Origin of the sequence: Alysiella filiformis (assembly GCF_014054525.1) — a bacterium.
Taxonomy (GTDB): Bacteria; Pseudomonadota; Gammaproteobacteria; order Burkholderiales; family Neisseriaceae; genus Simonsiella; species Simonsiella filiformis.
In genome coordinates this window covers 102,349-125,098 of sequence record NZ_CP059564.1, presented here as the reverse complement: position 1 = coordinate 125,098, position 22,750 = coordinate 102,349, and the positions used below count along the sequence as shown (strand labels likewise).

24 protein-coding genes, 1 tRNA gene and 1 pseudogene are annotated in these 22,750 nt (G+C 46.3%); 17 read left to right on the top strand and 9 right to left on the bottom strand.

What is annotated here, in order from left to right; genetic code table 11:
* Positions 1–8 precede the first annotated feature (8 nt).
* A complete protein-coding gene (rlmH, locus tag H3L97_RS00725; protein ID WP_097113689.1) occupies positions 9–479 on the bottom strand; it encodes a 23S rRNA (pseudouridine(1915)-N(3))-methyltransferase RlmH in 471 nt (156 codons plus the stop codon).
* Positions 480–552: 73 nt separating this feature from the next.
* Positions 553–945 carry a ribosome silencing factor gene (rsfS, locus tag H3L97_RS00720; RefSeq protein WP_097113819.1) on the bottom strand — a complete coding sequence of 131 codons (393 nt, stop codon included), beginning with the start codon at positions 943–945 and terminating at the stop codon, positions 553–555.
* A gap of 251 nt (positions 946–1,196) precedes the next feature.
* Here rsfS and nth point away from each other — a divergent pair, with 251 nt between their 5' ends.
* Complete coding sequence (gene nth / locus H3L97_RS00715; RefSeq protein ID WP_097113688.1) at positions 1,197–1,832, top strand: endonuclease III; 636 nt, start codon at positions 1,197–1,199, stop codon at positions 1,830–1,832.
* A 38-nt stretch (positions 1,833–1,870) separates the two neighbouring features.
* Positions 1,871–2,443, top strand: coding sequence for a beta-class carbonic anhydrase (locus tag H3L97_RS00710; protein WP_097113687.1), 573 nt, complete (start codon positions 1,871–1,873; stop codon positions 2,441–2,443).
* 266 nt (positions 2,444–2,709) lie between these two features.
* On the opposite strand, the gene H3L97_RS00705 is transcribed toward H3L97_RS00710, so the two are convergent.
* Positions 2,710–3,933: a sugar MFS transporter gene (locus H3L97_RS00705; RefSeq protein ID WP_097113686.1), complete on the bottom strand. Its 1,224-nt coding sequence runs from the start codon at positions 3,931–3,933 to the stop codon at positions 2,710–2,712.
* A gap of 187 nt (positions 3,934–4,120) precedes the next feature.
* Here H3L97_RS00705 and tpiA point away from each other — a divergent pair, with 187 nt between their 5' ends.
* The 14 genes and pseudogenes from tpiA (at position 4,121) to H3L97_RS00635 (ending at position 15,622) form a co-directional block, all read left to right on the top strand.
* Entirely contained in the window at positions 4,121–4,891 is a 771-nt protein-coding gene (tpiA, locus tag H3L97_RS00700; protein WP_097113685.1) for a triose-phosphate isomerase, read from the top strand.
* A gap of 7 nt (positions 4,892–4,898) precedes the next feature.
* Positions 4,899–5,228, top strand: a pseudogene (secG, locus tag H3L97_RS11860) (preprotein translocase subunit SecG); the annotation flags it as partial.
* A gap of 286 nt (positions 5,229–5,514) precedes the next feature.
* Positions 5,515–5,600 (top strand) — tRNA-Leu (locus H3L97_RS00690).
* A gap of 218 nt (positions 5,601–5,818) precedes the next feature.
* A complete protein-coding gene (locus tag H3L97_RS00685; protein ID WP_097113683.1) occupies positions 5,819–7,036 on the top strand; it encodes a tyrosine-type recombinase/integrase in 1,218 nt (405 codons plus the stop codon).
* An 870-nt stretch (positions 7,037–7,906) separates the two neighbouring features.
* Positions 7,907–8,863 carry a hypothetical protein gene (locus H3L97_RS00680; protein WP_097113682.1) on the top strand — a complete coding sequence of 319 codons (957 nt, stop codon included), beginning with the start codon at positions 7,907–7,909 and terminating at the stop codon, positions 8,861–8,863.
* Between the two features lie 110 nt (positions 8,864–8,973).
* A complete protein-coding gene (locus tag H3L97_RS00675) occupies positions 8,974–9,213 on the top strand; it encodes a helix-turn-helix transcriptional regulator (protein WP_097113681.1) in 240 nt (79 codons plus the stop codon).
* 2 nt (positions 9,214–9,215) lie between these two features.
* Positions 9,216–9,659 (top strand): hypothetical protein, encoded by a 444-nt coding sequence (locus tag H3L97_RS00670; RefSeq protein ID WP_097113680.1) that lies wholly within the window; start codon positions 9,216–9,218, stop codon positions 9,657–9,659.
* Positions 9,660–9,782: 123 nt separating this feature from the next.
* Positions 9,783–9,968, top strand: a complete 186-nt coding sequence (locus tag H3L97_RS00665) for a hypothetical protein (protein WP_143269099.1) — start codon at positions 9,783–9,785, stop codon at positions 9,966–9,968.
* A 296-nt stretch (positions 9,969–10,264) separates the two neighbouring features.
* Positions 10,265–10,654: a hypothetical protein gene (locus tag H3L97_RS00660; RefSeq protein ID WP_097113679.1), complete on the top strand. Its 390-nt coding sequence runs from the start codon at positions 10,265–10,267 to the stop codon at positions 10,652–10,654.
* 103 nt (positions 10,655–10,757) lie between these two features.
* Complete coding sequence (locus tag H3L97_RS00655) at positions 10,758–10,949, top strand: hypothetical protein (protein WP_097113678.1); 192 nt, start codon at positions 10,758–10,760, stop codon at positions 10,947–10,949.
* A 403-nt stretch (positions 10,950–11,352) separates the two neighbouring features.
* The gene (locus tag H3L97_RS00650; RefSeq protein ID WP_182073080.1) at positions 11,353–11,964 is read left to right on the top strand and encodes a hypothetical protein; all 612 of its coding nucleotides are present in this window, start codon (positions 11,353–11,355) and stop codon (positions 11,962–11,964) included.
* Positions 11,965–11,975: 11 nt separating this feature from the next.
* Entirely contained in the window at positions 11,976–13,049 is a 1,074-nt protein-coding gene (locus tag H3L97_RS00645; protein WP_097113965.1) for a DUF7146 domain-containing protein, read from the top strand.
* 4 nt (positions 13,050–13,053) lie between these two features.
* Positions 13,054–14,865, top strand: coding sequence for a DUF927 domain-containing protein (locus H3L97_RS00640; RefSeq protein WP_097113966.1), 1,812 nt, complete (start codon positions 13,054–13,056; stop codon positions 14,863–14,865).
* A gap of 382 nt (positions 14,866–15,247) precedes the next feature.
* Entirely contained in the window at positions 15,248–15,622 is a 375-nt protein-coding gene (locus H3L97_RS00635; RefSeq protein ID WP_143269116.1) for a hypothetical protein, read from the top strand.
* Between the two features lie 376 nt (positions 15,623–15,998).
* On the opposite strand, the gene H3L97_RS00630 is transcribed toward H3L97_RS00635, so the two are convergent.
* Positions 15,999–16,667 carry a CZB domain-containing protein gene (locus H3L97_RS00630; RefSeq protein WP_097113968.1) on the bottom strand — a complete coding sequence of 223 codons (669 nt, stop codon included), beginning with the start codon at positions 16,665–16,667 and terminating at the stop codon, positions 15,999–16,001.
* A 216-nt stretch (positions 16,668–16,883) separates the two neighbouring features.
* Between H3L97_RS00630 and H3L97_RS00625 the strand changes: the two genes are divergently transcribed.
* A complete protein-coding gene (locus tag H3L97_RS00625) occupies positions 16,884–19,088 on the top strand; it encodes a UvrD-helicase domain-containing protein (RefSeq protein ID WP_097113970.1) in 2,205 nt (734 codons plus the stop codon).
* Positions 19,089–19,161: 73 nt separating this feature from the next.
* Here the strand turns inward: H3L97_RS00625 and H3L97_RS00620 are convergent, their stop codons facing one another.
* The 5 genes from H3L97_RS00620 to H3L97_RS00600 all read right to left on the bottom strand — a co-directional run bounded on the left by H3L97_RS00620 (position 19,162) and on the right by H3L97_RS00600 (position 22,608).
* Positions 19,162–19,977 carry a substrate-binding periplasmic protein gene (locus H3L97_RS00620; protein ID WP_097113971.1) on the bottom strand — a complete coding sequence of 272 codons (816 nt, stop codon included), beginning with the start codon at positions 19,975–19,977 and terminating at the stop codon, positions 19,162–19,164.
* Between the two features lie 280 nt (positions 19,978–20,257).
* Positions 20,258–20,653 (bottom strand): hypothetical protein, encoded by a 396-nt coding sequence (locus tag H3L97_RS00615; protein ID WP_097113972.1) that lies wholly within the window; start codon positions 20,651–20,653, stop codon positions 20,258–20,260.
* 12 nt (positions 20,654–20,665) lie between these two features.
* Positions 20,666–21,397 carry an LOG family protein gene (locus H3L97_RS00610; protein WP_097113973.1) on the bottom strand — a complete coding sequence of 244 codons (732 nt, stop codon included), beginning with the start codon at positions 21,395–21,397 and terminating at the stop codon, positions 20,666–20,668.
* 45 nt (positions 21,398–21,442) lie between these two features.
* Entirely contained in the window at positions 21,443–21,889 is a 447-nt protein-coding gene (locus H3L97_RS00605; RefSeq protein WP_097113974.1) for a CopD family copper resistance protein, read from the bottom strand.
* Positions 21,886–22,608 (bottom strand): S-methyl-5'-thioinosine phosphorylase, encoded by a 723-nt coding sequence (locus H3L97_RS00600; RefSeq protein WP_097114081.1) that lies wholly within the window; start codon positions 22,606–22,608, stop codon positions 21,886–21,888. The genes H3L97_RS00605 and H3L97_RS00600 overlap by 4 nt, the downstream gene beginning before the upstream one ends.
* Between the last annotated feature and the right edge of the window lie 142 nt (positions 22,609–22,750).

Below are 22,750 nucleotides of genomic sequence, written 5' to 3'. Positions count from 1 at the left end.
CCTGAATTTCATTCCCGATGATACGGGTGATTGTGCAAAATGGACACGGCTCGGTAAAGCTGTTCGGTCAGCAGCACGCGCACCATGCCGTGTGGCAGGGTAAGGCTAGACAGCCGCATCATCAAATTGGCTTTTTGTTTGAGTGTGTCGGTCATGCCGTCTGCGCCGCCGATGATGAAACAAACGTGTTCGCCATTGTGTTGCCATTGGCGCATGTGTTCGGCTAATTCTATTGATGTGGGGGCTTTGCCGCGTTCGTCCAGCACCACCAAAAATGCGCCTTGGGGCAGGTTTTCCAGCAGGCGTTTTTCTTCGGCGAGCATGCCTTGGGCGGCGTTGATGCCTGCGCCGCGTTTTTCGGGTTTGATTTCTTTGAGTGTGTAGTTGATGTCGCGCCCAAAGCGTTTGGCGTATTCGTTTACGGCTTCATCAACCCAGCGCGGCATTTTTGTGCCAACGGCTAAAACGGTTATGTTCATGATTATCCTATAAAAATGATTTCAGGCAGCCTGAAAAACCACGATTCAGGCTGCCTGAAAATGCAACGGCACATCAATTATCGGCGGCGTGCCAAGGTTTGTTTGCGCCAGCGTGATAAGAAGGTTTTTCGCCGCCCCACAAGGCTTCAATGTCGTAAAAATCGCGCACAGCAGGCAGCATAACGTGTACCACCAAATCGTCTGCGTCCACCAAAGCCCATTCGCCAGAATCTTGACCTTCGCTGCTCAAAATGGCAAAGCCAGCCTCTTTCAAATCCACCGACACATTGTTTGCCAAGGCTTTAACTTGGCGCGTGCTGTCGCCACTGGCAATAATCATGCGGGCAAACAGCGAAGTTTTGGCAGAAGTATCCAGCACCACAATGTCTTTGGCTTTGATGTCTTCCAAGGCATTGACGGCAACATCAACCATTTTTTGTAAATTTTGCAATTCTTGTTCGGTCATTTTGAATAAAAATCCATTTAAAATATTGAAAAAACGCGCCATTATAGCGTGTTTTTGCATTTCAGGCAGCCTGAAAATGCCCACGCAAAATGCCACTTGCCACATCATTGGTGGGCAGCGATAATGACACCATCGTTGTTGCCACCTTTGCCCCCAATCACACACGAATTTTGCCAAGGGGGTATTTTTGCGACCATGCAGCAAGAGAAATCCATTTTAATCATAAAAATCAATATCTTGAAAGAAGTACCATGAACAAAACCACACGCCAAGAAATGTTTGAACGATTGCGCGATGCCAATCCGCACCCCACCACCGAATTGAACTACTCATCGCCATTTGAATTGCTCATTGCCGTGTTGCTGTCGGCGCAAGCCACCGATGTGGGCGTGAACAAAGCCACCGCCAAATTGTTTGCCGTAGCCAACACACCGCAAGCCATGCTGGATTTGGGCTTGGAAGGCATTATGGCATACACCAAAACCATCGGTTTATACAAAACCAAATCCAAACACATCATTGAAACCTGTCAAACCCTGCTGGCAGAACACGGCGGCGAAGTACCACAAACCCGTGAGGCTTTGGAAAAACTGTCGGGCGTGGGGCGCAAAACCGCCAATGTGGTGCTGAACACCGCTTTTGGGCAGCCTGTGATGGCGGTGGACACGCACATTTTTCGCGTATCCAACCGCACAGGTTTGGCAAAAGGCAAAGACGTACGCGAAGTGGAAGACAAATTGATGAAAAACATACCCAAAGCCTTTTTGATGGACGCACACCATTGGCTGATTTTGCACGGACGCTACACTTGCAAAGCACAAAAACCGCAATGCCAAAGCTGCCTGATTCACGATTTGTGTGATTATGGCGCAAAAACAACCGTGTAGTATAATCCCCACTTGTCTTTGTTTAGAGTGATTTGCCCATGTCTGAATTGAATAAAATTCTGAATTACAATCAAGAATTTGTACAAGAACACAAATACGCCGATTTTGTAACCAACAAATTTCCCGAACGCAAACTTGCCATTTTGTCGTGCATGGACACGCGCATGACCAAACTTTTGCCAGCCGCTTTGGGTTTGCAAAATGGCGATGCCAAAATCATCAAAAATGCAGGGGCGGTGGTAACGCACCCTTGGGGTTCGGTGATGCGTTCGCTGCTGGTGGCGGTGTTTGAGTTGAAAGTGGAAGAAATCATGGTCATTGCCCACTACGATTGCGGTATGCGCGGCTTAAACAGCACGGGTTTTTTGGAAAAAGCCGAACAGCACGGCATTCCCAACGAACGTGTGGGCATGTTGCGCGATGCAGGCATAGATTTGGATAATTGGTTGCAAGGATTTGAAAATGTTGATGAAAGTGTACGCCATACCGTCAGCCAAATCCGCCGCCACCCGCTTATGCCTGCCAATATTGCCGTGCATGGTTTGGTGATTCACCCCACCACAGGAGCTTTAACCTTGATTATTGATGGCAACACCGCTTGTGCCTTGTAATGCCATCAATCAAACAGAAAGAAACCTTTGCAAAACTCGGTTTGTAGGGGCAGATTTCATATCTGCCCCGTTTAGATTCGCAGAAATTTTCATTCTTATCAATAAATTGAAAAAAGGGCGGATATGAAATCCGCCCCTACGTCAGTTTAAAAGTAGAGGTTTTGCAAAGGTTTCAGAAAATGAGACATTGGATTGACCATTAAAAGCATTCAGGCAGCCAAAATGCACGTTTTGGCTGCCTGAATGTTGATGGTCAAAATGCCAATTTAGGCTTTGGCGATTTCGTCTGCTTTATGCCCTTTGGTGGCAAAAAACACGATGTAGCAATAGCAAAGTGCCGATACCAAAAATGCAGGCAGCAAACCCACCGTGTCGGCAGCAAAACCTTGTACCACAGGAATCAACGCACCGCCCACAATGGCAGTACAAATGATGCCCGATGCTTGACCCGTAAATTTACCCAAACCTTTTGTTCCCAAAGAAAAAATGGTTGGGAACATAATGGAATTGAACAAACCCACCGCCAGCAAGCTCCACATTGCCACTTTGCCGCCAAACAAAATTGCCAACAAAATCAACACCACCACCGCACTCGCATTAAACGCCAAGCATTTGGCTGGCTGAAACTTGTTCATAATCGCCGAACCCGCAAAACGCCCCACCATCGCACCGCCCCAATACAGCGACAAATAAAACGCACCCTGTGCATGGCTGATGCCCGCAATGTGTTCCAACACATTAATCATCATCGAGCCAATCGCCACTTCGCCGCCCACATAGCAGAAAATGCCAATTGCGCCCAAAATCATGTGTTTGTATTGCCAAACGCTGGTTTTGCCATCGTGATTTTGTTCCGTTTCCGCTTGGGCGATTTGACGCGCGTCAGGCAGCTTGATGAATGCCACCGCCACCGCCAGCAAAATCATGAATCCCGCCAAACCCAAATAAGGTATTTGCACCGATGAAACGCGCTGTTCCAAGCTGGCGGTTGCGTCCACAAAAATCAATGCCGCACCAATGGGGGGCGCAATGGTGGTTGCCAGCGAATTGAACGCCTGAATCAAAGTTAAAGTGGTGGATTCTTTCCCGGGTTTTGCCAACAAGGTAACATAAGGGTTGCCCGCCACTTGCAGCAACACAATGCCCGTTGCCAAAATAAACAACGCCCCCAAAAAAATCGGATAAGACGCACTGCCAGCCGCAGGGTAAAACAAAATGCAGCCCAAAGCCGCCACCAAAAATCCACCAATCACACCGCCTTTGTAGCCGATTTTTTCAACCAGCTTGCCAGCAGGAATCGACATGAGCGCGTAGGCCGTGAAAAAGCAAAATTGCACCAACATCGCTTGGGTGTAGTTCAAATTAAAAATGTTTTTTAAATGGGGAATCAAAATATCGTTTAAGCAAGTAATGAAACCCATCATGAAAAACAGCGAAGTCAGCACCGATAATGCGACCGTATTGTTTTGTTGTTGTGTTTGTGAAGACATTAAATCGCTCCGATTTTTAAGATGAAAGTGCTTATCATAGCGAATAATGTCCAACGATGTCATTTCTTTACATTACATGGACTTTCAGGCAGCCTGAACGCGGTTTCTTACATGGAATTACAATTCTAGGCAGAAATATTGTACAATTTCGCCCATTCGCATCCACCTATTTTCGGAAACAAACATCATGGAACAAAACATTTGGCAGCAAAAATGGGTCATTGGTAATTGGAAAATGAACGGACAATTACAAGACAACAATGCCTTGGTACACAAATTGCGCAGCCTGCCTGAACACAACAACGTGTGCATTGGCATCAGTCCGCCCACCGTGTATTTATTGCAAGTGCATCAAGCCGTCCAAATTGTTTTGAAAAACAAGATTTTCACTTGTGCCCAAGACGTAAGCCGTTTTGCCGAAAAAGGCGCGTACACAGGCGAAGTGTCTGCCGAAATGATGAAAGACGTGGGTGTGGACATTGTGCTGATTGGGCATTCCGAACGCAGCCTGTATTTCAACGAAAAAAATGACGTACAACGCCAAAAAATAGAAAACGTGCTGAAAGTGGGCTTGATTCCCCTATTGTGCGTGGGCGAAAGCCTTAAAGAGCGAGAAGACGGGCGCGAAAAAGAAGCCGTAGCCTATCAACTGTCTGTATTTAAAGGATTAAAAACCCAAAATTTTGCCGTGGCTTATGAACCCGTATGGGCGATTGGCACAGGCAAAGTTGCCACAAAAGAACAAATTGCCGATATGCACCAATTTATTTACGATGAAATCTTGTCATTATGCGGTAATGATGCTAATATTCGCGTCCTTTACGGTGGCAGCGTAAACGACAAAAACGCCGCCGAAATTTTTAGCGTACCGCATGTAGATGGCGCATTGGTGGGCGGAGCCTCACTCAAATACGATTCCTTTACCGCCATCATCAACGCTGCCCAATCAGCCGAATAGAAAACCCATGGAAGCCTTTAAAACCATCATCTGGATTATCAACATCTTTTCATCACTTACCATTATTGCATTGGTTTTAATGCAGCATGGCAAGGGTGCAGACGCGGGTGCCAGTTTTGGTGGTTCAGGCAGCGCACAAGGTGTGTTTGGTTCAAGTGGCAATGCTAACTTTTTAACCCGAATGACATCGATTGCCGCCATGGTTTTTTTCGCATCGTGTTTGGCACTTGGCTATGTAAACAGCAAAGCCAGCAAAAACAAAGGCATGGATTTCAGTGGCATTCAACAAAGCCAAGCCACATCGCAACACAGTGCGCCTGCTGCTGAAATACCTAAATTGGAAGCCACAACAGCCTCCGCCGAGGCAAGTAGCGCGGTAAGCAGTGGTGTTGGTCAAGCTGCGATTGCAGCAGGTGCAGGTGCTGCCATTGGCAAAGTGGCTGCCGATAAAGTCAGCGAAAAAAACAACCAAGCCGACAACAAAAACAGCAGCAAAAAGACCGAAACGGATAAGAAAAAATCCAGCAGTACAGACAAAAGCAAAGGCAGCAATAAAACGGCTGCCAAAACAGAAAATAAAAAGACCGAAAAAAGCAAATGAGTTTTTCGGAAACAATTTAAGCGCGGATATGGTGAAATTGGTAGACACGCCATCTTGAGGGGGTGGTGAGCGCAGCTCGTGCGAGTTCAAGTCTCGCTATCCGCACCAAACTCAAAAAAGCAGCCTGAAAATGGCTGTTTTTTTACGGCTATTTTTGTCTATCTACGTCTATCAAATATTTGTTTATAAATGGTATTTTTATTGAGTGGTATCATGCACAATGGAAAATGTGGCTACATTCGTCTATTTTCGTCCTATTGAATCAACATGAAATTTACGGTATTTTTTACGGTATCTGAAAAACAGCCTGAAAAAATACCGTAAAAATGCCCCTGAATGACTTACAAATAAAGCGTTGCAAGCCAGCCGCCAAAGCCTATAAGCTGAATGATGAAAACGGCTTGTATCTCTACATCACACCAGCAGGCGGAAAATCTTTCCGTTTTGATTACGCCATGAATGGCAAACGTGCCACTTTAACGATTGGCAAATATCCAGCCGTTTCATTGAGCGAAGCACGAGCAGCAGCCGAACGCGCACGAACCCAAATCGCCAATGGTATCAATCCAGCAGAAGTCAAAAAGCAAGCCAAACAAGAGCAGAAAGCACGTTTACTCAATACTTTTGAGCATTTGGCAAGACAATGGCACGCTGCCAATTTGCACCGTTGGAAAACGGATAATGCTGCCCGAATTATGGGCTATTTGGAAAAAGATGTTTTCCCCCATATTGGCGATAAACAGCTTGCTGATGTACGCGTGGCAGATGTGAAAGATGTGATGTTGCGCGTGATTGGGCGCAATGCTGCTGCAACGGCTGAAAAAATCCGCCAATGGATAGCTGCCGTTTACGCTTATGCTGCCATTTTGGAATTGACCGACCGCAACCCAGCACGGGTATTACATGGCACATTTGAAAAACCAAGCACACAACACTTGCCAGCCCTACCGCAAGATGAGCTTGTGAACTTCTATAAGGGTTTGATGACTGCCCACATTGACCCAAAAAGCAGATTGGCGATATTGCTGCTGATGTTGTTGTTTCCGCGAAGTACGGAGTTTCGTGGTGGCAAATGGTGTGAGATTGATTTTCAGGCAGCCATTTGGACAATACCAGCCGAACGCATGAAACACGAAAAGAACAAGCCCAAACCGCCCCTTGTGATACCGCTTTCCACATGGGCGATTGAGCTGCTACATGAATTGCGTGAGCTGACGGGTAATACACCCTATCTGTTTCCCAGCCGTACCGCGCAAAATGGTGTGATGAGTGAAACCACGTTGAACAATATTATCAAGAAATTGGGTTACAACGGTATTGCTACGCCACATGGATTTAGGAGCTTGGCAAGCAGTGTGTTGAATGAACAAGGTTTCAACCCTGACGCGATAGAGCGGCAACTTGCCCATATTCCCCATGACAAAATCCGCGCTGCCTACAATAGGGCAGAATACATGGCGGAGCGTACCGAATTTATGCAATGGTATTCGGATTATTTGAAACAGCATTACACCCAAGCCATGCAACACATTCAGGCTGCCTGAAAGAGCATACAAGCCCCTTACGATTGTTTCGTAAGGGGTTTTTGCTGGTGTGGCGCGGTGTGAACGCGTTGGCAATTTGGGTAAGCCCATAGGGTGTGAGCAGGCAGAATATGGAAAGCAAAGCCCCCTACGCGAACCCTTTTAGGTAAAGTAGTGGGAATTGAATTAACAAAATATATTAAATATTTATTTAAATCAAATATTTAAATATCATAATCATGATTTTTTGTTGTGGGAATTTACTGGGAATTGAGTGGGAATTACTGGGAATTGGTGGGAATTGGTGGGAATTATTTTTAAATCAATGTGTTAGGTACTTTCCAGCCTTTCAACCATACGGGGCATTCAAACCCCTTTTTGTGTGAAGTGTGGGCGTGCCATTACTTCCTTCCTGACTGCTGCCAGCCCTATCATTTTGGGGTGTAGGGGGTATTCAAAAGTCCACAGGCTATGGGATATGGACACCGCCAGTACCCCCATTCACAGAAAAAAATCCCCTGTAAACGTGTTAAAGTTAAAGGGAATTGTTAAAAATCAATGATTTGATATATGATTAAATACATTAAACTTTGTTTTATAAAGGTTTTTTTTGAAGTGTGAGCGGTGGTGTGTGTGGTTTTAACGTGGATTGGCGCATTTAGGCAGCGTGGCGATATTTTAATTTAACATTTTGAAAAACATGGGATTTTGAGCAATTTTATTGCGTGGCATGTGGGGGGTTCAGGCAGCCTGAAAGGCAGGACACAGAGCTTGCCCCATTCCCTGCTTGCTATGTGGCAAATGAAACAAAAATCTTTTTAAAAACATGATTGTTGATGTGTGTGGACGATGTTAGAATGCGTTGGATTTTTAGGGATAGGAACAACACACATGAAACCTGAATTAAAAGAAAGCCTTGAAGAAAATCGTCTCAAAAAGCGCAATCTTTTATCAGCCGAAATGTTGGCTGTCGCGCGTGAATATAATGCCCAAAAACGCGAAATCATAAAGCAGGAAATAAACGATACAGAGAAAAGAATGGGTGGCTGGTTTTCTGCTTTTAGTGGTACAGAATTGGCAGCATTGAACGCAGCAAAAGCAGCACCGAATGGCTGGCAAAGAATTGAACAAGACTTGTTTTCTGCTATGCGTGATGAGATGACAAGAATAAGTAAGCCAGCGCATACATTGCAAGAGATGGCAAGAATAGGTAAGCCAGCGCATACATTGCAAGAGATGGCAAGAATAGGTAAGCCAGCGCATACATTGCAAGAAATGACAACACTATCAGCAGAAGAAGCCCAAAAACGGTTAGATGACGTAAAGAGAGAGCTTGAAGAAAGACGTCTTGCAGAAAATGTTGCAAGAATGCGTGAACACATACAAATGGCAAAGCAAAATTATGAAATTGGCAATCAAATCATGGCTGTTCGGGCATTATTTGGCGATATGCCGTTTGATGAAATCATGGTAATTTTGCAAAAATTTATTAAAAAATACAATAAGAATCAATCCAATAAGTCTAAAACACCAACCGCAGTACAGCCAGTTGAGAAGTCCATTCGGGAATTGGCGCGTGAAAATGGCAGCAAAGGCAGAGAAAAACAGTTGCAAAACAATGTGAAAGAAAAGTTTAGATTGGGTAAGTTTCAGGAATTATTTCAAATATGGGCAGCGCGTTTGCAATCGCAAGAATACGGCGCACAAGCCAAATTCATTGCCATTGTGCAAGCCCATTATGATGAATACATTGATGATTTAATTAAGAAAGATGTAAAAATGAGTGAAAAAGATAAAGTATTAAGCCATGACGCAGTTCGCCGATGGCTGAAACGCATTCCATCTTAAAAACCACCTTTACAGGCTGCCCGTAAAGCCTTATGAGCCACCCATGCCGTTATGTTGTACAAGCATAACGGCTATTATTTTGCCTATCGTAAACACATGGAGAGCCACTAATGACTACTCAAACAATCCGAATTTTGAAATTGCCCGAAGTCATGCACATGACCGCTTTGAGCCGTTCTGCCATTTATGCCAAAGCCAACCCAAAAAGCCATTTGTATGACCCCGAATTCCCCACATTGATTAAATTATCCGCTAAATCAAGCGGCTGGGTAGAAAGCGAAATCAACGAATGGCTGCTCAAACGCATTGAGCAGCGCAACCAACAACACCAAACAAGAAAGGCAGCCTGAAAATGAATATGCTCTTAATCAGTAATCACAAACACACCAGCGATGGGCGCATTCAGTATATGTCTATGTTTACGCCTGATGAATTGCGTGGCTTTGCCAAGCAGGGCAAAAGTTGGCGCGATGTTGCCGTAGCCCAAACCCTGCCTGAAAAAACCGTTGTGGGATATGAAAAAGCCTTGTTTATGCGTTGTGTGGCATTAGCCCATAAATACAATGCCTTGATGTTTTTCATGCCCTTGCCGCGTGAAAACGAATGTGAACAAGACCAAATCGCCACCCTTTGCCAGTTGCATGATGTGATTGTGTCGCAGCAAACAGGCGAATTGAGCTTGAAACAATGGCGCAAAATCATTGAACGTACGCAAATTATGCCCGTGGGGCAGCCGTATCAGCCGCAATCGCCCTATCATCGTATGGCGAAAAAGCTCAATCCGATGTTGTCGTGAAGATAAAGGCATTCAGGCAGCGATAAAACGCGCTCAAATTGCGTTGTGGTGTTTGGGTGGTGTGTTTGTTTATCCAACAGGACAAAGCCTTTTAAAACGCCAATAAGCCTGCTTTATAGGCTTTTGGTAACACCGTTCAGGCTGCCTGAAAAAGTGAAAGGGCATTATGCCGAAACACAATGCCCTTGGTACTCAACGGTACTCATGCTTGCGATTATGGCGGTGTGTGGCGAAATTGTCAATTTCAGGCTGCCTGAAAACGCCCGATTGCACCAATACACCAAACAAAATCATCATGAAAAACAATGATTTTAGGATTTAACTACAAAACAAGCATTGAACACCACGAGAATTGAAGTTATATTTTTGGTTCTCTCAAAAATCATAAGTACCCAAACGGCATGGGTTGAAAAGCCGTTTTTTATCGCCTATTTCTTTTTCAGGCAGCCTGAAACACATCTGCACGTTTCATGCGCCCCTTTCAAAAAAGTTTATGGCGGTATCTGCCAACCGCAAGGCGCAGACTGGACTACTTATGACCAGAGAGAGTACCGCCCCCAATTTGGGCTTTCTTAAATTCTCTAAAAACATAAGGAATTGCAATCATGCAAAATCAATCATCTGACAAAATCATCATCAATCAAACCGAAATCAATGCCATTTTGGACACCAGCGCAAGTACAGGCTTGGTTGGCTTGCTGAAAAACGCGCATTTGTTGGCGATTGCCAATCAAAGCTGTTCTGCTGTCCCCCCTGAAAGCATTTCAATGCTGCATTCGTATATTGAAACCACAGCCGTTACTTTGGGCGATACTTTAAATGCCTTGTCTTTTGTTGTTGCGAATGGCAAGTATGGCAATGCGACTGAATACATCACACCGTTATTATTGGCTGATTTTGCCGCAGTTGTTGGCGAATTGCTGCCCTATTTGGTGGAGCTTGGCACTTCGCTGAATGCGTCCCCTATTCTGCCTGCACAATCCCCCCAATACTAAACCCCATTTGAATTTTTAAACGCGCCTTGCTGCCACACCAGCAAGGCAGGCTTTTTACAGCCATATCATTTAATCAATATTTTGATTTTAAAGGATTTTGAAAATGAATAAGCCCGATTTATCTCACACAATCGCCCATTTGCAAGGCGGTGTGGACGCTCTGGAATGCGTGGTGGTTTTGATGTGCCATGCCGATGAAACTTTGAGCCTTGATGATGTGTTTCAGTTTGTTTGCGATACGCAACATGCCCTAACAGCGCAAATGGCGCAAGAGCAGGGCAAATCATACAAATGAAATCCACCAGCAGGGTAACGAAACATCAAAAATGGTAACGAAACCTGCCCATTTTGTTACGAAACCCCAAAAAGGGCGGTAACGAAACCCCAAAAATGGTAACGAAACCTGCCCATTTTGTTACGAAACCCCCAAAAGGGCGGTAACGAAACCCCAAAAATGGTAACGAAACCTGCCCATTTTGTTACGAAACCCCCAAAAGGGCGGTAACGAAACCCCAAAAATGGTAACGAAACTGCCCCACCATGTAACGAAACAGGTAACGAAACCACCCCAAAAGGTAACGAAACCTTGTAACGAAACCCCCAAAAACCGCCCTACCCCATTGGGGCAGTAACGAAACCCCACTTTTTCCAGTTTCGTTACCACACCAGCAGCAGGGTAGGGCAGAAAGGCACACCCCATGACCCTTGAACAAATCATTGGTGTAACGCTGTTTTTTGTTTTGGCAGCTTTATCATTGGCAGCAGCTTTTGCGCTTACAGTCAAACACTATGGCATTGCCAAACAAAATGAAGAATTGCGCGAATATGTGGCATTTTCCGAAACAAGGCGACAACGCACCATGCAATACCTATTGGAAACCGTTTGCCGCCACGACCAAGAATTTATTGATTATCAAGTCAATCGGCGTTTGGGCTATGTTGCGCCACCGCGTGAAACACCACCGCTACGCATACACAATTACACCACGCCACCACCGCGCCAAATCCCACAACGCGAACCACGCCAAGCATTCAGGCAGCCTGAAACGCACCACAAGCCACCACAACGTGAACGTGTGATTGTCGTAACCGAGCCACGCCGTGAACCGCCACCGCGCCAACGTTTGCCATTTTGGGGGCGTGATGACGATGATGTGATTGATGTTAGCCCAGTCGCACCCAATCCACACCGTGCCATGCCGCAAATACCGCTACTTGGCGCACCCAAACGCAAGGGTGGCAGACCACGCAAACACGCAGACGGTGCAGCACGAAAACGCGCCTACGACCAACGGCAACGCGAAAAATAAGGAACCAACACATGATGAATCAACCCAAATTCACTTTAAGTGATGTGAAACACGCTGCTAATGGGCGGTGGGTGGAAATTTTAACTGCTTTGGGTATTCCTAAAAATTTATTAAACAAAAACAAACATCAACCTTGCCCTGCTTGTGGTGGGAAAGACCGTTTTCGCTTTACCGACAATGGGGGGCGTGGCTGGTGGATTTGCAATCAATGCGCCCCACAAGGCGGTAGCGGTTTTGATTTGCTTATGCTGGTGTTTGGTTGCGATTTCAACGAAGCCTTAAAGCGCGTGGCGGAATGTTTGGGCATGGGTGGTACGCGCCACGCCCACGCATTCAGGCTGCCTGAAAAACGCCCCACGCCCCAAAACGCGCCACGACAAGACGAGCAGCAACGCGAAAAACTCACGCAAATTTGGACGAGCAGCAAAGCATGGCAAACGCACAATGTGATTGTGGATTATTTGCGTGGGCGCGGCATTCCACAGCCTGAAAATTTGCCAATTTGTCATAAAGCCTTGCGTGTTCATGTGGCTTTACCGTATTGGCACAATGGCAAATGTTTGGGGCGTTTTCCTGCAATGGTGGGTGCGTTTCGGGCGAATGATGGCGAATTATTGGGCTTACATTTAACCTATTTAATGAAAAAACAAGGTGTTGTAAGCAAAATTCAGTTGCGCGATTTTGCCACGCAACAGCCTTTGGACGCGAAAAAGCACCGTTCTATGTATTCAGGCGCGTTAATGGGCGCGGCAATCCCCCTTTTCAGGCAGCCTGAACAGGAATTAAAGGGCGTTTTGGTGGTGTGTGAAGGCATTGAAACCGCAATCGCCATACACAGCATAAACGGCTTGAATGTGTGGGCGTGTGGCGCGGCAAACCGCATAGCAGGTTTCAGGCTGCCTGAATGGGTTAAACGCCTGATTATCGTAGCAGACAATGACAACAACCAAACAGGTTTACAGGCAGCCCAAACGCTGCAAAGGCGTTACCACAGCGCATTGAAAGGCAATATTCGCATTTGGCTGCCTGAACACGACAACGATGTGTTAGACCTGCTGGCACGACAAACCCAAAATCAAGGATAAAATTATGGAAAACAAATATCAAAACAAAGAATTGGCAGACTTGGCAAACATGGGCAATGACGAACAACACAGCGATTTGAAACCCTATTTTGAATGCTTGCCAACAGGCTTGTATTATCATGGCGTGGGCGTGGATAAACACGGTATCACATTTGCCAAACCGCGTGTACGCATTGCCGACCCATTCCGCATTGTCGGGCGTGGGCAGAGCGATGAGCGCGAATACCGCATTATTGAATATCAACGCAATGGGCGCGGTGTGAAAAAAGTGGCAGCGTTTCCATTGGGCTTGGTGGGGCGCAATGACGGTTTAAGTTATTTGCGTGAAAATTTAAGCATTTGCATTAAAGACCGCTACAAAGCCGAATTGTGGGATTATGTACAATGGGACGGGGAGTGTACCGAATGGCAAATCACATCACGCGGTGGCTGGTGTGATGAAAGCTGCACCGCCTACGTTTTGCCAAATGGCGAAGTCATCGGACACGCGGAAAGCAAGGTTATCTACACAGGCGACAACAGCCGTAAAGCCGCTTATACCGTTTCAGGCAGCCTGAAAGATTGGCAAAATGAGATTGCGCGGTATGCGCGTGGTAATTCGCGTTTGCTGCTGGCTTTGGGCGTGGTGTTTGCCGCGCCATTATTGGGCGTATTGCGTGAAGAGAGTGGCGGTTTTCATTTCTTTGGCAGCAGTTCAATCGGCAAAAGCATTGCTGGCATGGTGGCGGTTTCCGCGATGGGCGAGCCAACAGGCTTAAAAGTCCAATGGAAAGGCACAAGTTTGGGCTTTGACAACCACGCAGCCGCCAACAATGACGGCATTGTGTTTCTTGATGAAATTGGCGAGGCAGACCAAAAAACGGTTAAAGACGTAGCCTATTCCATTTTCAACGGCGTGTCCAAATTGCAAGGCGCGAAACAAGGCGGCAACCGCGTACAGCAAACATGGCGCGTGTTAGCCATTTCCAATGGCGAATATGACGCAGAGCATTACTTGAAACAAGACGGTTTGGAATGGAACGCAGGGCAAGCCGTGCGATTGCCAGCGATTTCAGCCGATGTGGGCAAGGGTTTCGGTTCGTTTGATACCCTGCATGATTTTGACAATTCGGCTGAATTGGCAATGCACTTGGAAAGCCGTGCCAAACGCATTTATGGCAGCGCATTTCGCGCCTATTTGCTTGAATTAACGAAAAATATGCGCCAGCAGCCTGAAAAAACCCTAGCCCGAATTAACCAACTTCGCTTGGAATTTGGCGCAATGTTGCCGCCCAATATGGATAGCCAGCCTAAACGCGTGGCAAAACGCTTTATTTTGGTGGCAGCCGCGTTGGAATTGGCAAGCGAATGGGGCGTAACAGGCTTTGAAAAAGGTGTTGGCATGGCTGGCATACGCGCCTGTTTCATGGATTGGTATGCACGAGACGGCAAGGGCAACCGTGAAGAAAACCAAATCCTACGCAACGCAATCCACTTCATGCAAGAGCATGGGCATGGCGAACGGCTTTACCTGATTGACAGGGGCAGTTATCCCGTAGAGCCAGCCACAGGGCGCAACCACGCTGGCTATCGCCTAAAAAGCAATGGGCGCATTTACATCAATGACACGGTATTTGAGCAGGAAATTTGCAAAGGTTTTGATGTGAAATTTGTTTGCAAGGTGTTGCGTGATTGCGGCTGGCTGGTGTCGGAAAGCCCACAGCGCAATAAGATGAAAATCACAAAAGAAATGAGTAGCTTATTGCACTTGGCAGAAAATACGCGAATGTATTGTTTACAAGGTTTTCAACCACCTGAAATTGAGCCAAAAGCATAAAATGCAGCCTGAAACCGTGATGATTGAGCCGAATTATCACGGTTTTCATTGATTTTAAAATATTGAATTTATTCAATTTATTATCTAATATATTGTTTTTAAATAAATTCCCAATCAATTCCCAGCAAATTCCCAGTAAATAAATTTTTAAGTTATTGAATTTAAATTTAATTCCCACAATTCCCACAATTCCCAGTACTTTTTGCATATATATGAAAAAACTTTTTCGCAAATGTTATAAAATAATTTAAAATCAATGTGTTAAAATTTTGAATTTGTCATTTTGTGAAATTTTCAGCTCTGCCACACAAAAAAACGTGGGAATGGTGGGAATGGTGGGAATTTTGGGAATGACACCCAGCAAACCAAAAAATGAAAGTGAGTGAATATGATTGACGGTATTGTGAGCGGTAGATTGGTATTAGCCCCCAAAATCATGCGAACCAACAGGGGCAGTCAATATTTGATTGCCAAAATCACGGTTTTTGCTTATCGTAACAGTAATCTTGATGTGCAAGAATTGGACGGCGATGTGATTGCCTTTGACCCACTTGTGATTGACGAGTTAATGCGTCAAAACACAGGCGATGTCATTTCCATTGCAGGTATCATCACACCGATTTTGCAACAAAAAAGAGCCATTGGGCAGGATTTGCCTGTTACCTTGTACATCACAGCCAAGAAAATTTATGCTGATTATGTGCATGGGCAAGCAAAAGGCAAAGGTGGCTTGTTTCAACTTTTGGGCGTGAAATAGAGATGACGACAACAAATTTACGGTATTTTTTACGGTATTTTGTAAAATTGGATTTTTAGGGATTTTTAAATTCAATAAGTTAAGCATTGAATATAAGTCCCGCTATCACCAAACTCAAAAAAGCAGCCTGAAAATGGCTGTTTTTTTATGTTTGGGTGAAATGAAACAGACATTAAACACACGGTTTGGGTTTAGAAAACATTTCAGGCAGCCTGAAACCTTTGCAAAACCTACTTTTAAACTGACGTAGGGGCAGATTTCATATCCGCCCCTTTTTCAATTTATTGATAAAAATAAAAATTTCTGCAAGTCTCAACAGAGCAGATATGCAATCTGCCACGACAAACCGAGCTTTGCAAAAGTTTCAGCCTGAAACTCATTCACAAACGTTATCGCCAGCCGCTTTCACTTTTTCGTGTAATTGCATCAGCGATGTTTGGACGCTTTCTGAATACACCAACAAATCGCGGCGCAACAAGGCGATGGCATCGGCAAACCGCTCCTTGCGATGATGTTCCACCACTTCGCCAGCGCATTCGTGAAAGCGTTTGTGGGCTTCAATCAAGGTGTGGTATTCGGGGTAGGGTGAAAATATTTTTTCATTTTTATACAGCCATTTGCCCAATTCACACAGGCGGTCATCGCTTGCCAATTTGGTTTTGTAGATACTGGGGTTTTCGCCACGCAATGCCCGTTCCAGATTACCAAGCCAGTTGCGGTGGGCGGTCATGGTTTTGTCCAGCATTAAGCCGCAAAATTCCACTTCGTGTTTTAAAATCACATCGTCAATTTGGGCGGGTAGGGGCGATGCTGTTGTTTCTGCTGGTGTTGTGGTGGTTGTTTCCGTTTGGGGTTCGGGTTCAGATTGCGGCTCAACTTGCACTTGGGGCAAGGGTTCGTCGGCGGTGGTTTCTGTGGGGGAAACGGGTTGGGCGGCTGGGCTGGTGTTGTCGGGCGATAAATCGTTTTCTTGTGAAATGGATGTATTTTGCGCGATATGGGGGTTGGGGTTGAGCCAAGTTTTTAATTTTTTGAATAGGGACATGATGTTTACCGAAATGGAGCAAAAATGAGCGAAACATTATAAAAGAAATCATTTTATTGTGCTGATTTTTTTAAAGGTATTGTTGGGTTTTTTGGGGAGGCGAAATATTTTCATGATTAACACACTACACTCTGCTTTTACCACTGTGAAATCAAACATCAAAACGCGCAAAACACGGTAAAATAGCCGCATTGTTTTTTCAGGCAGCCTGAAACCATGTTTTTTCAAGATTCCAATCCCGATTTATTCCGCAATCTCAATACGCAGCAACGCCAAGCCGTTGAATGCAATCCACAAACTTCCGCGCTGATTTTGGCTGGCGCAGGCAGCGGCAAAACGCGCGTTTTGACCACGCGCATTGCGTGGCTGTTGCAACACGCCCACGCAGGGGTGCATAACATCATGGCGGTTACGTTTACCAACAAAGCCGCCAAAGAAATGCAAACGCGCCTGTCTGCCATGTTGCCGCACAATTTACGCGCCATGTGGTTGGGGACGTTTCATGGCATTTGCCACCGTCTGTTGCGTTTGCATTACCGCGATGCGAATTTGCCGCAAACCTTTCAAATTTTGGACAGCAGCGACCAAACCGCCATCATCAAACGCCTTTTGAAACAAATGGATATTGATGAGAAAGTGCTTGCACCGCGCGTGTTACAAGGTTTCATCAACGCGCAAAAAGAAGCGGGTTTGCGTTCAGGCAGCCTTGACGCGCCCGACCCCTACACCCAACGTCTGATTCGCTGCTATGCTGAATATGAGCAGCTTTGTCAGCGCGAAGGCGTGGTGGATTTTGCCGAATTGCTGTTGCGAAGTTACGAGCTTTTGAATGCCAATGCCACACTTTTGGCGCATTATCACAGCCGTTTCACGCACATTTTGGTAGATGAATTTCAAGACACCAACAATTTGCAATACGCTTGGCTCAAATTGCTGGCAGGCGGTGGCGCGGCGGTGTTTGCCGTGGGCGATGATGACCAGAGCATTTACCGTTTTCGCGGTGCAAATGTGGGCAATATGGCGCAATTTTTGCGCGATTTTGGCGTGAGCGAGCCGATTAAATTGGAACAAAATTACCGTTCGGTGGGCAATATTTTGACCGCCGCCAATGCCGTTATCCAAAACAACAGCGACCGCTTGGGCAAAAATTTGCGTACAGACGCGCCCGATGGCGACAAAATTCGCGTGTTTTCTGCATTCAATGATTTGGTGGAGGCGGAATTCATTGTTTCTGAAATCAAAATGTTGCAACGCGAAGGGCATGATTTGAACCAAATCGCCTTGCTCTATCGCAGCAATGCCCAATCGCGCGTGTTGGAACAAGCCCTGTTTCAGGCAGCCGTGCCATACAAAATTTATGGCGGCTTGCGCTTTTATGAACGCCAAGAAGTGAAACACGCGCTGGCGTATTTGCGTTTGGCGATTAACCCCGATGACGATAACGCTTTGTTGCGCGTGATTAATTTTCCGCCACGCGGCATAGGCACGCGCACCATTGAAAACATTCAGGCAGCCGCACAAACAAGCGGCACAACCCTGTTTCAGGCAGCCTGCACCATGGGCAAAAAAACCGCCCCATTCATTGATTTGATTGAACAATTACGCGGACAAGTGGGCGTGGTTTCGCTGCCTGAATTGGTGCAAAGTGTGTTGGATTTGTCGGGTTTAATCACGCATTATCAAAATCAAAAACAAATCGCCGAACAAGAGCGCGTGGAAAACCTGCACGAATTGCTCAACGCAGCAACGTATTTTCGCGTGGAAGACGTGCAACTGGACACGCTGCCTGAAAATTTGGCAGACCATGCCGCCTTGCCCATCATCGCCTTTTTGAGCAATGCGGCTTTGGAAAGCGGCGAAAATCAGGCAGGCAAAGGCGACAGCGCGGTGCAAATGATGACCGTTCACGCGGCAAAAGGTTTGGAATTTGACGTGGTGTTTTTGTCGGGCATGGAAGAGGGGCGTTTCCCCAGCGAATTGAGTTTGAACGAAGCGGGCGGTTTGGCGGAGGAACGGCGTTTGATGTATGTGGCGATTACGCGGGCGCGACAACGGCTTTATGTGAGCATGGCGCAACAGCGCATGTTGCATGGCGTTTCGCAATTTGGCGTGCCATCTCGTTTTGTGGACGAGCTGCCTGAAAACGTGTTGCAACATTTATCGCCCAAACCAAAATCCAAAAACAGCCAAGAAAACAGCCATTTAAAATTTCATCAACACGCGCCAGCCGTTTCCAATCAAGAATTGCCACGCGATTTTGACGGCTTTTTGATTGGCGAAAATGTGCGTCATGGCAAATTTGGCGTGGGCGTGATTATTGACGCGGTGGACGGCGGCTCATCTGCCAAATTGACCATCAACTTTGGCGTAGACGGCATTAAGGTGCTGGATACGGCATTTGCCAAATTGGCAAAATTATAGTCAGAAACTTTTGCAAAACTTGGTTTGTAGGGGCAGATTTCATATCTGCCCTTTTTGCAAACCGATTATGGCTTTAATATTGTCGCCATTTGCGTTTGATTTGTTCCAATTCGCCGCTTTTTTTCAATTCAGCCAGCGCAGCGTTGATTTTGCCTAAAAATTCATCGTTGCCTTTGCGTACGCCAAACACCAAATTCGCGCTGTCGGGGTGGTTTGAATCGGGCAATTCTTGAATGTGGAAAGCGTATTGTTTCAAGGTATCGCTGTGGGCGTAGTAGCGAATGGCGGTGCAGTCGCTCACAAAGGCTTGCGATTGCTTTTTGACCAAGCTGGTTAAACCTAAATAGGTGCTGCTTTCACGCACAAAATTTTCAGGTTTGACGCTGAATGAGTCGGTCAAATCTTCCATCAAATCGTCTTCGGGAATGACGGTAACTTTGCCTTTTGCCCATTGTTGTGGTGGTGTATTGGGCAGGGTAGCAATGCAATCGGGTGTGTGGTGATACGATTCGCTCAATGACACTTTGTCCAACTCGGCATCTTCTTTGGAAAAGCCGCTTGCCACTACCATGATGTCGCGTTCGGGCAACTGGTTGAAAATGTCGTCCCACGCATAGGCATGAAATGTGAATTGCACGCCTATTTTTTTGCCAATCGCATTCAAAATGTCCACTTCTATGCCCACGGGGTTGTTGCTGCCGTCCATAAAAATGTAGGGCTGGTAATCCAAATCGGAAGACACCTTCACTATCGGCAATGATGATGTGGATTCTGCCGCCGATGTTGCGCTGGCGGAGACTGGGGTGGGATTGGGGGCATCAGGCTGACAAGCCGTTAATGCCAATGCCAGTGTGGTTAAGCGTAAAGTTTGTTTTAAAATCAATTTCATACAAGTCCTTATTGTTTGTCTGCCCCAATTATGTTTGGGTTTGGTGATAAAAAATAGTAGGCTGAAACCTTTGCAAAACCTACTTTTAAACTGACGTAGGGGCGGATTTCATATCCGCCTTTTTTCAATTTATTGATAAGAATGAAAATTTCTGCGAACCTAAACGGGGCAGATATGAAATCTGCCCCTACAAACCGAGTTTTGCAAAGGTTTCAGTCCAGAATCAAGAAAAGCAGCCTGAATGGGCGTTTCAGGCTGCCTGAAAACCACATTTGTCCTTTTATCGCTTGCTCAAATTCAAAACCTGTTTAAAAACATCGCTTTCAATTAAGGCGGTTAAGGCGATTTCCACATCATCGGCGGTGTGGCAAGCGTATTCTTCATCGGCAAAAGACAATTTCACAGGAAAGGTGTGAAAGGGGTGCCCATACGTCCAGTTTGCCAAAATGGAGACAAATTGATGTTGCGCGTTATACAGCACGATTTGACCGCCGTCATCGTTGGGGTCGTTGGGGTCGTTGATTAAGTGGCGGAAATGCACGCCCAAGCCTTTGTAGGCAAGCACCTGATTTGCCTGAGTTTTAAATTCTTCCAAAGCGGCAAACACGCTTGGTTCAGGCAGTCTGTAACCGTGTTGATTGACAATATCCAACAATTTGCTTTGATAATCAGCCATGATTGTTTTCCTTTACAGTCCTAAAAAATCATTATCGTGTGGGAAGACACAATAATCATCATTGCAATTTTCGTAATAATGGAAAATGCGTTGCACAATTTCATCTTCATCATCAATGATTTGAATCAAATCCAAATCATTGGGGTTGATGAATTTTCGTGCCAACATGGTATCACGCAACCAATCCAACAAACCACCCCAAAACGCGCTGCCCACCAAAATAATGGGGCGTTGTGGCACTTTGTGCGTTTGCACCAAAGTCAGGTTTTCAAACAATTCGTCCAGCGTACCAAAGCCCCCTGGCATGGCAACATAGGCAATCGCGTGTTTGACAAACATCACTTTGCGCGGAAAAAAATGCTGAAACAACACCGATAAATCCTGATACGGATTGGGTTTTTGCTCGTGCGGCAACACAATGTTCAAGCCCACCGCAGGGCTTTTGCCTGCAAACGCGCCTTTGTTGGCGGCTTCCATGATGCCTGGCCCGCCGCCCGAAATCACGGCAAAACCCGCGTCCGACAATTTGCGCGACAGGCTTTGGGCAAATTGGTAATCGGGGTGGTCGGTGGGGGTGCGCGCGCTGCCGTAAATGCTCACGGCTGGCTGTATGGCACGAAGTTGCTCGCCTGCCTGTAAAAATTCGGACACAATGCCCAAAATGCGGTGGCTTTCTTTGGCGTGCAATGCCAGTTTTTCGTTTTCACTTAAAGGCAGATTGGGCAATTTTTGGTTTAAAGACATGGGGTTTTCCTTTTTGGAGATGGGGCGCATTCAGGCAGCCCAAATTTACCACGAAACATAAAACATGGTTTTTGCCAACAACACAATGCCCACCATTTGACACAACACCGCCGCGTGTATGTATTTAGACCACGCCACCGTGAGTGTGCCACGTTTCATTTTGGACACGGCAATCACAAAATGCACCAACACGCTGCCAGCCAAACACAATTTCAATAATAATTGCGTCCCAAAGCTGCTGGCAAACGGGTCGCGCAACACCTCGCCATAACGCGCCGCCATCACACCGCCCGACACAAACACCCCCAACACCACGAAAGGCATGACTTGACGGGCGCGTTGTGAAATGGCGCGTTCCACTTCGCGGCGTGTTTCGCTGGAAAGGCGTTTGCTGTGCAACACGCTCAACACCAAAGCCTCAAAAAACACACCGCCCACAAAGGTAATGGCACAAAACACATGCACAATGTGCGCCAAAGCGTAGCTGTTCATGATGATAACGCGCTGATTTGCAACAATAAATCTCGGATTTTGCCCATTACCGTGGCGTGATGTGGGTTGCTGCTGGTAAAGGGCGATTCGCCCACCGCGCCTGCGCCCACAATCCCACAAACATGCACATACGCCAAATGCAATTCACGCGCCAACACCGCTTCGGGCATACCTGTCATGCCATACACATCTGCGCCATCGTTGTGCATGCGGCGGATTTCTGCGCCTGTGGGCAAACGGGTGCCTTGTATGCAAGCGTACACCGCTTGTTGGTGGATTTGTGGGGCTAAATTCATGATTTTTTCGCGCAAATCGGCAGCGTAAGGCTGCCTGAAATCGGTGTATTGCACTTCTTGTCTGCCATCGGCAAAGGTGTCGGCGCGACCTGATGTGTAGTCAATCAAATCGTGTGGCAACACCAAATCGCCCACAGGTAGCGTGTTTTCCTGCAAAGCACACACCGATGAGACCGACAAAATCTGTTTTGCCCCCACTTCTTTCAAAGCCCAAATGTTGGCACGGTAGTTGATTGCTTCGGGCGAGAGCGTGTGATTCAAACCTTGGCGCACCAACAGCACCACATCGCAATCGCCAATTTTGCCAAACAGCAAGGGCGAATCCGATAAACCATAAGGCGTACGCACGACTTGGCGGCGGTGTATCACAAATTCGGATAATTTGGCTAAACTGCTGCTGCCGATAATGGCTAATGCGTTCATTTTTTGTTCCCTTTTCATTGTAGAATGGTTTTTCAGTTTGCTTGAAAAGATGAATTGCGCTAACTTGCTCCCTCCCCCTATGCAAGGGGGAGGGCTGGGGAGGGGGTTAGAAAGCCAACGAGCCACCCCCACCCTAACCCTC

Excerpts from the sequence above, each read along its gene's own strand:
- rlmH (WP_097113689.1), bottom strand. The coding sequence starts at position 479 with ATGAACATAACCGTTTTAGCCGTTGGCACAAAAATGCCGCGCTGGGTT.
- rsfS (WP_097113819.1), bottom strand. The coding sequence starts at position 945 with ATGACCGAACAAGAATTGCAAAATTTACAAAAAATGGTTGATGTTGCC.
- nth (WP_097113688.1), top strand. The coding sequence starts at position 1,197 with ATGAACAAAACCACACGCCAAGAAATGTTTGAACGATTGCGCGATGCC.
- H3L97_RS00710 (WP_097113687.1), top strand. The coding sequence starts at position 1,871 with ATGTCTGAATTGAATAAAATTCTGAATTACAATCAAGAATTTGTACAA.
- H3L97_RS00705 (WP_097113686.1), bottom strand. The coding sequence starts at position 3,933 with ATGTCTTCACAAACACAACAACAAAACAATACGGTCGCATTATCGGTG.
- tpiA (WP_097113685.1), top strand. The coding sequence starts at position 4,121 with ATGGAACAAAACATTTGGCAGCAAAAATGGGTCATTGGTAATTGGAAA.
- H3L97_RS00685 (WP_097113683.1), top strand. The coding sequence starts at position 5,819 with ATGCCCCTGAATGACTTACAAATAAAGCGTTGCAAGCCAGCCGCCAAA.
- H3L97_RS00680 (WP_097113682.1), top strand. The coding sequence starts at position 7,907 with ATGAAACCTGAATTAAAAGAAAGCCTTGAAGAAAATCGTCTCAAAAAG.
- H3L97_RS00675 (WP_097113681.1), top strand. The coding sequence starts at position 8,974 with ATGACTACTCAAACAATCCGAATTTTGAAATTGCCCGAAGTCATGCAC.
- H3L97_RS00670 (WP_097113680.1), top strand. The coding sequence starts at position 9,216 with ATGAATATGCTCTTAATCAGTAATCACAAACACACCAGCGATGGGCGC.
- H3L97_RS00660 (WP_097113679.1), top strand. The coding sequence starts at position 10,265 with ATGCAAAATCAATCATCTGACAAAATCATCATCAATCAAACCGAAATC.
- H3L97_RS00655 (WP_097113678.1), top strand. The coding sequence starts at position 10,758 with ATGAATAAGCCCGATTTATCTCACACAATCGCCCATTTGCAAGGCGGT.
- H3L97_RS00650 (WP_182073080.1), top strand. The coding sequence starts at position 11,353 with ATGACCCTTGAACAAATCATTGGTGTAACGCTGTTTTTTGTTTTGGCA.
- H3L97_RS00645 (WP_097113965.1), top strand. The coding sequence starts at position 11,976 with ATGATGAATCAACCCAAATTCACTTTAAGTGATGTGAAACACGCTGCT.
- H3L97_RS00640 (WP_097113966.1), top strand. The coding sequence starts at position 13,054 with ATGGAAAACAAATATCAAAACAAAGAATTGGCAGACTTGGCAAACATG.
- H3L97_RS00630 (WP_097113968.1), bottom strand. The coding sequence starts at position 16,667 with ATGTCCCTATTCAAAAAATTAAAAACTTGGCTCAACCCCAACCCCCAT.
- H3L97_RS00625 (WP_097113970.1), top strand. The coding sequence starts at position 16,884 with ATGTTTTTTCAAGATTCCAATCCCGATTTATTCCGCAATCTCAATACG.
- H3L97_RS00620 (WP_097113971.1), bottom strand. The coding sequence starts at position 19,977 with ATGAAATTGATTTTAAAACAAACTTTACGCTTAACCACACTGGCATTG.
- H3L97_RS00615 (WP_097113972.1), bottom strand. The coding sequence starts at position 20,653 with ATGGCTGATTATCAAAGCAAATTGTTGGATATTGTCAATCAACACGGT.
- H3L97_RS00610 (WP_097113973.1), bottom strand. The coding sequence starts at position 21,397 with ATGTCTTTAAACCAAAAATTGCCCAATCTGCCTTTAAGTGAAAACGAA.
- H3L97_RS00605 (WP_097113974.1), bottom strand. The coding sequence starts at position 21,889 with ATGAACAGCTACGCTTTGGCGCACATTGTGCATGTGTTTTGTGCCATT.
- H3L97_RS00600 (WP_097114081.1), bottom strand. The coding sequence starts at position 22,608 with ATGAACGCATTAGCCATTATCGGCAGCAGCAGTTTAGCCAAATTATCC.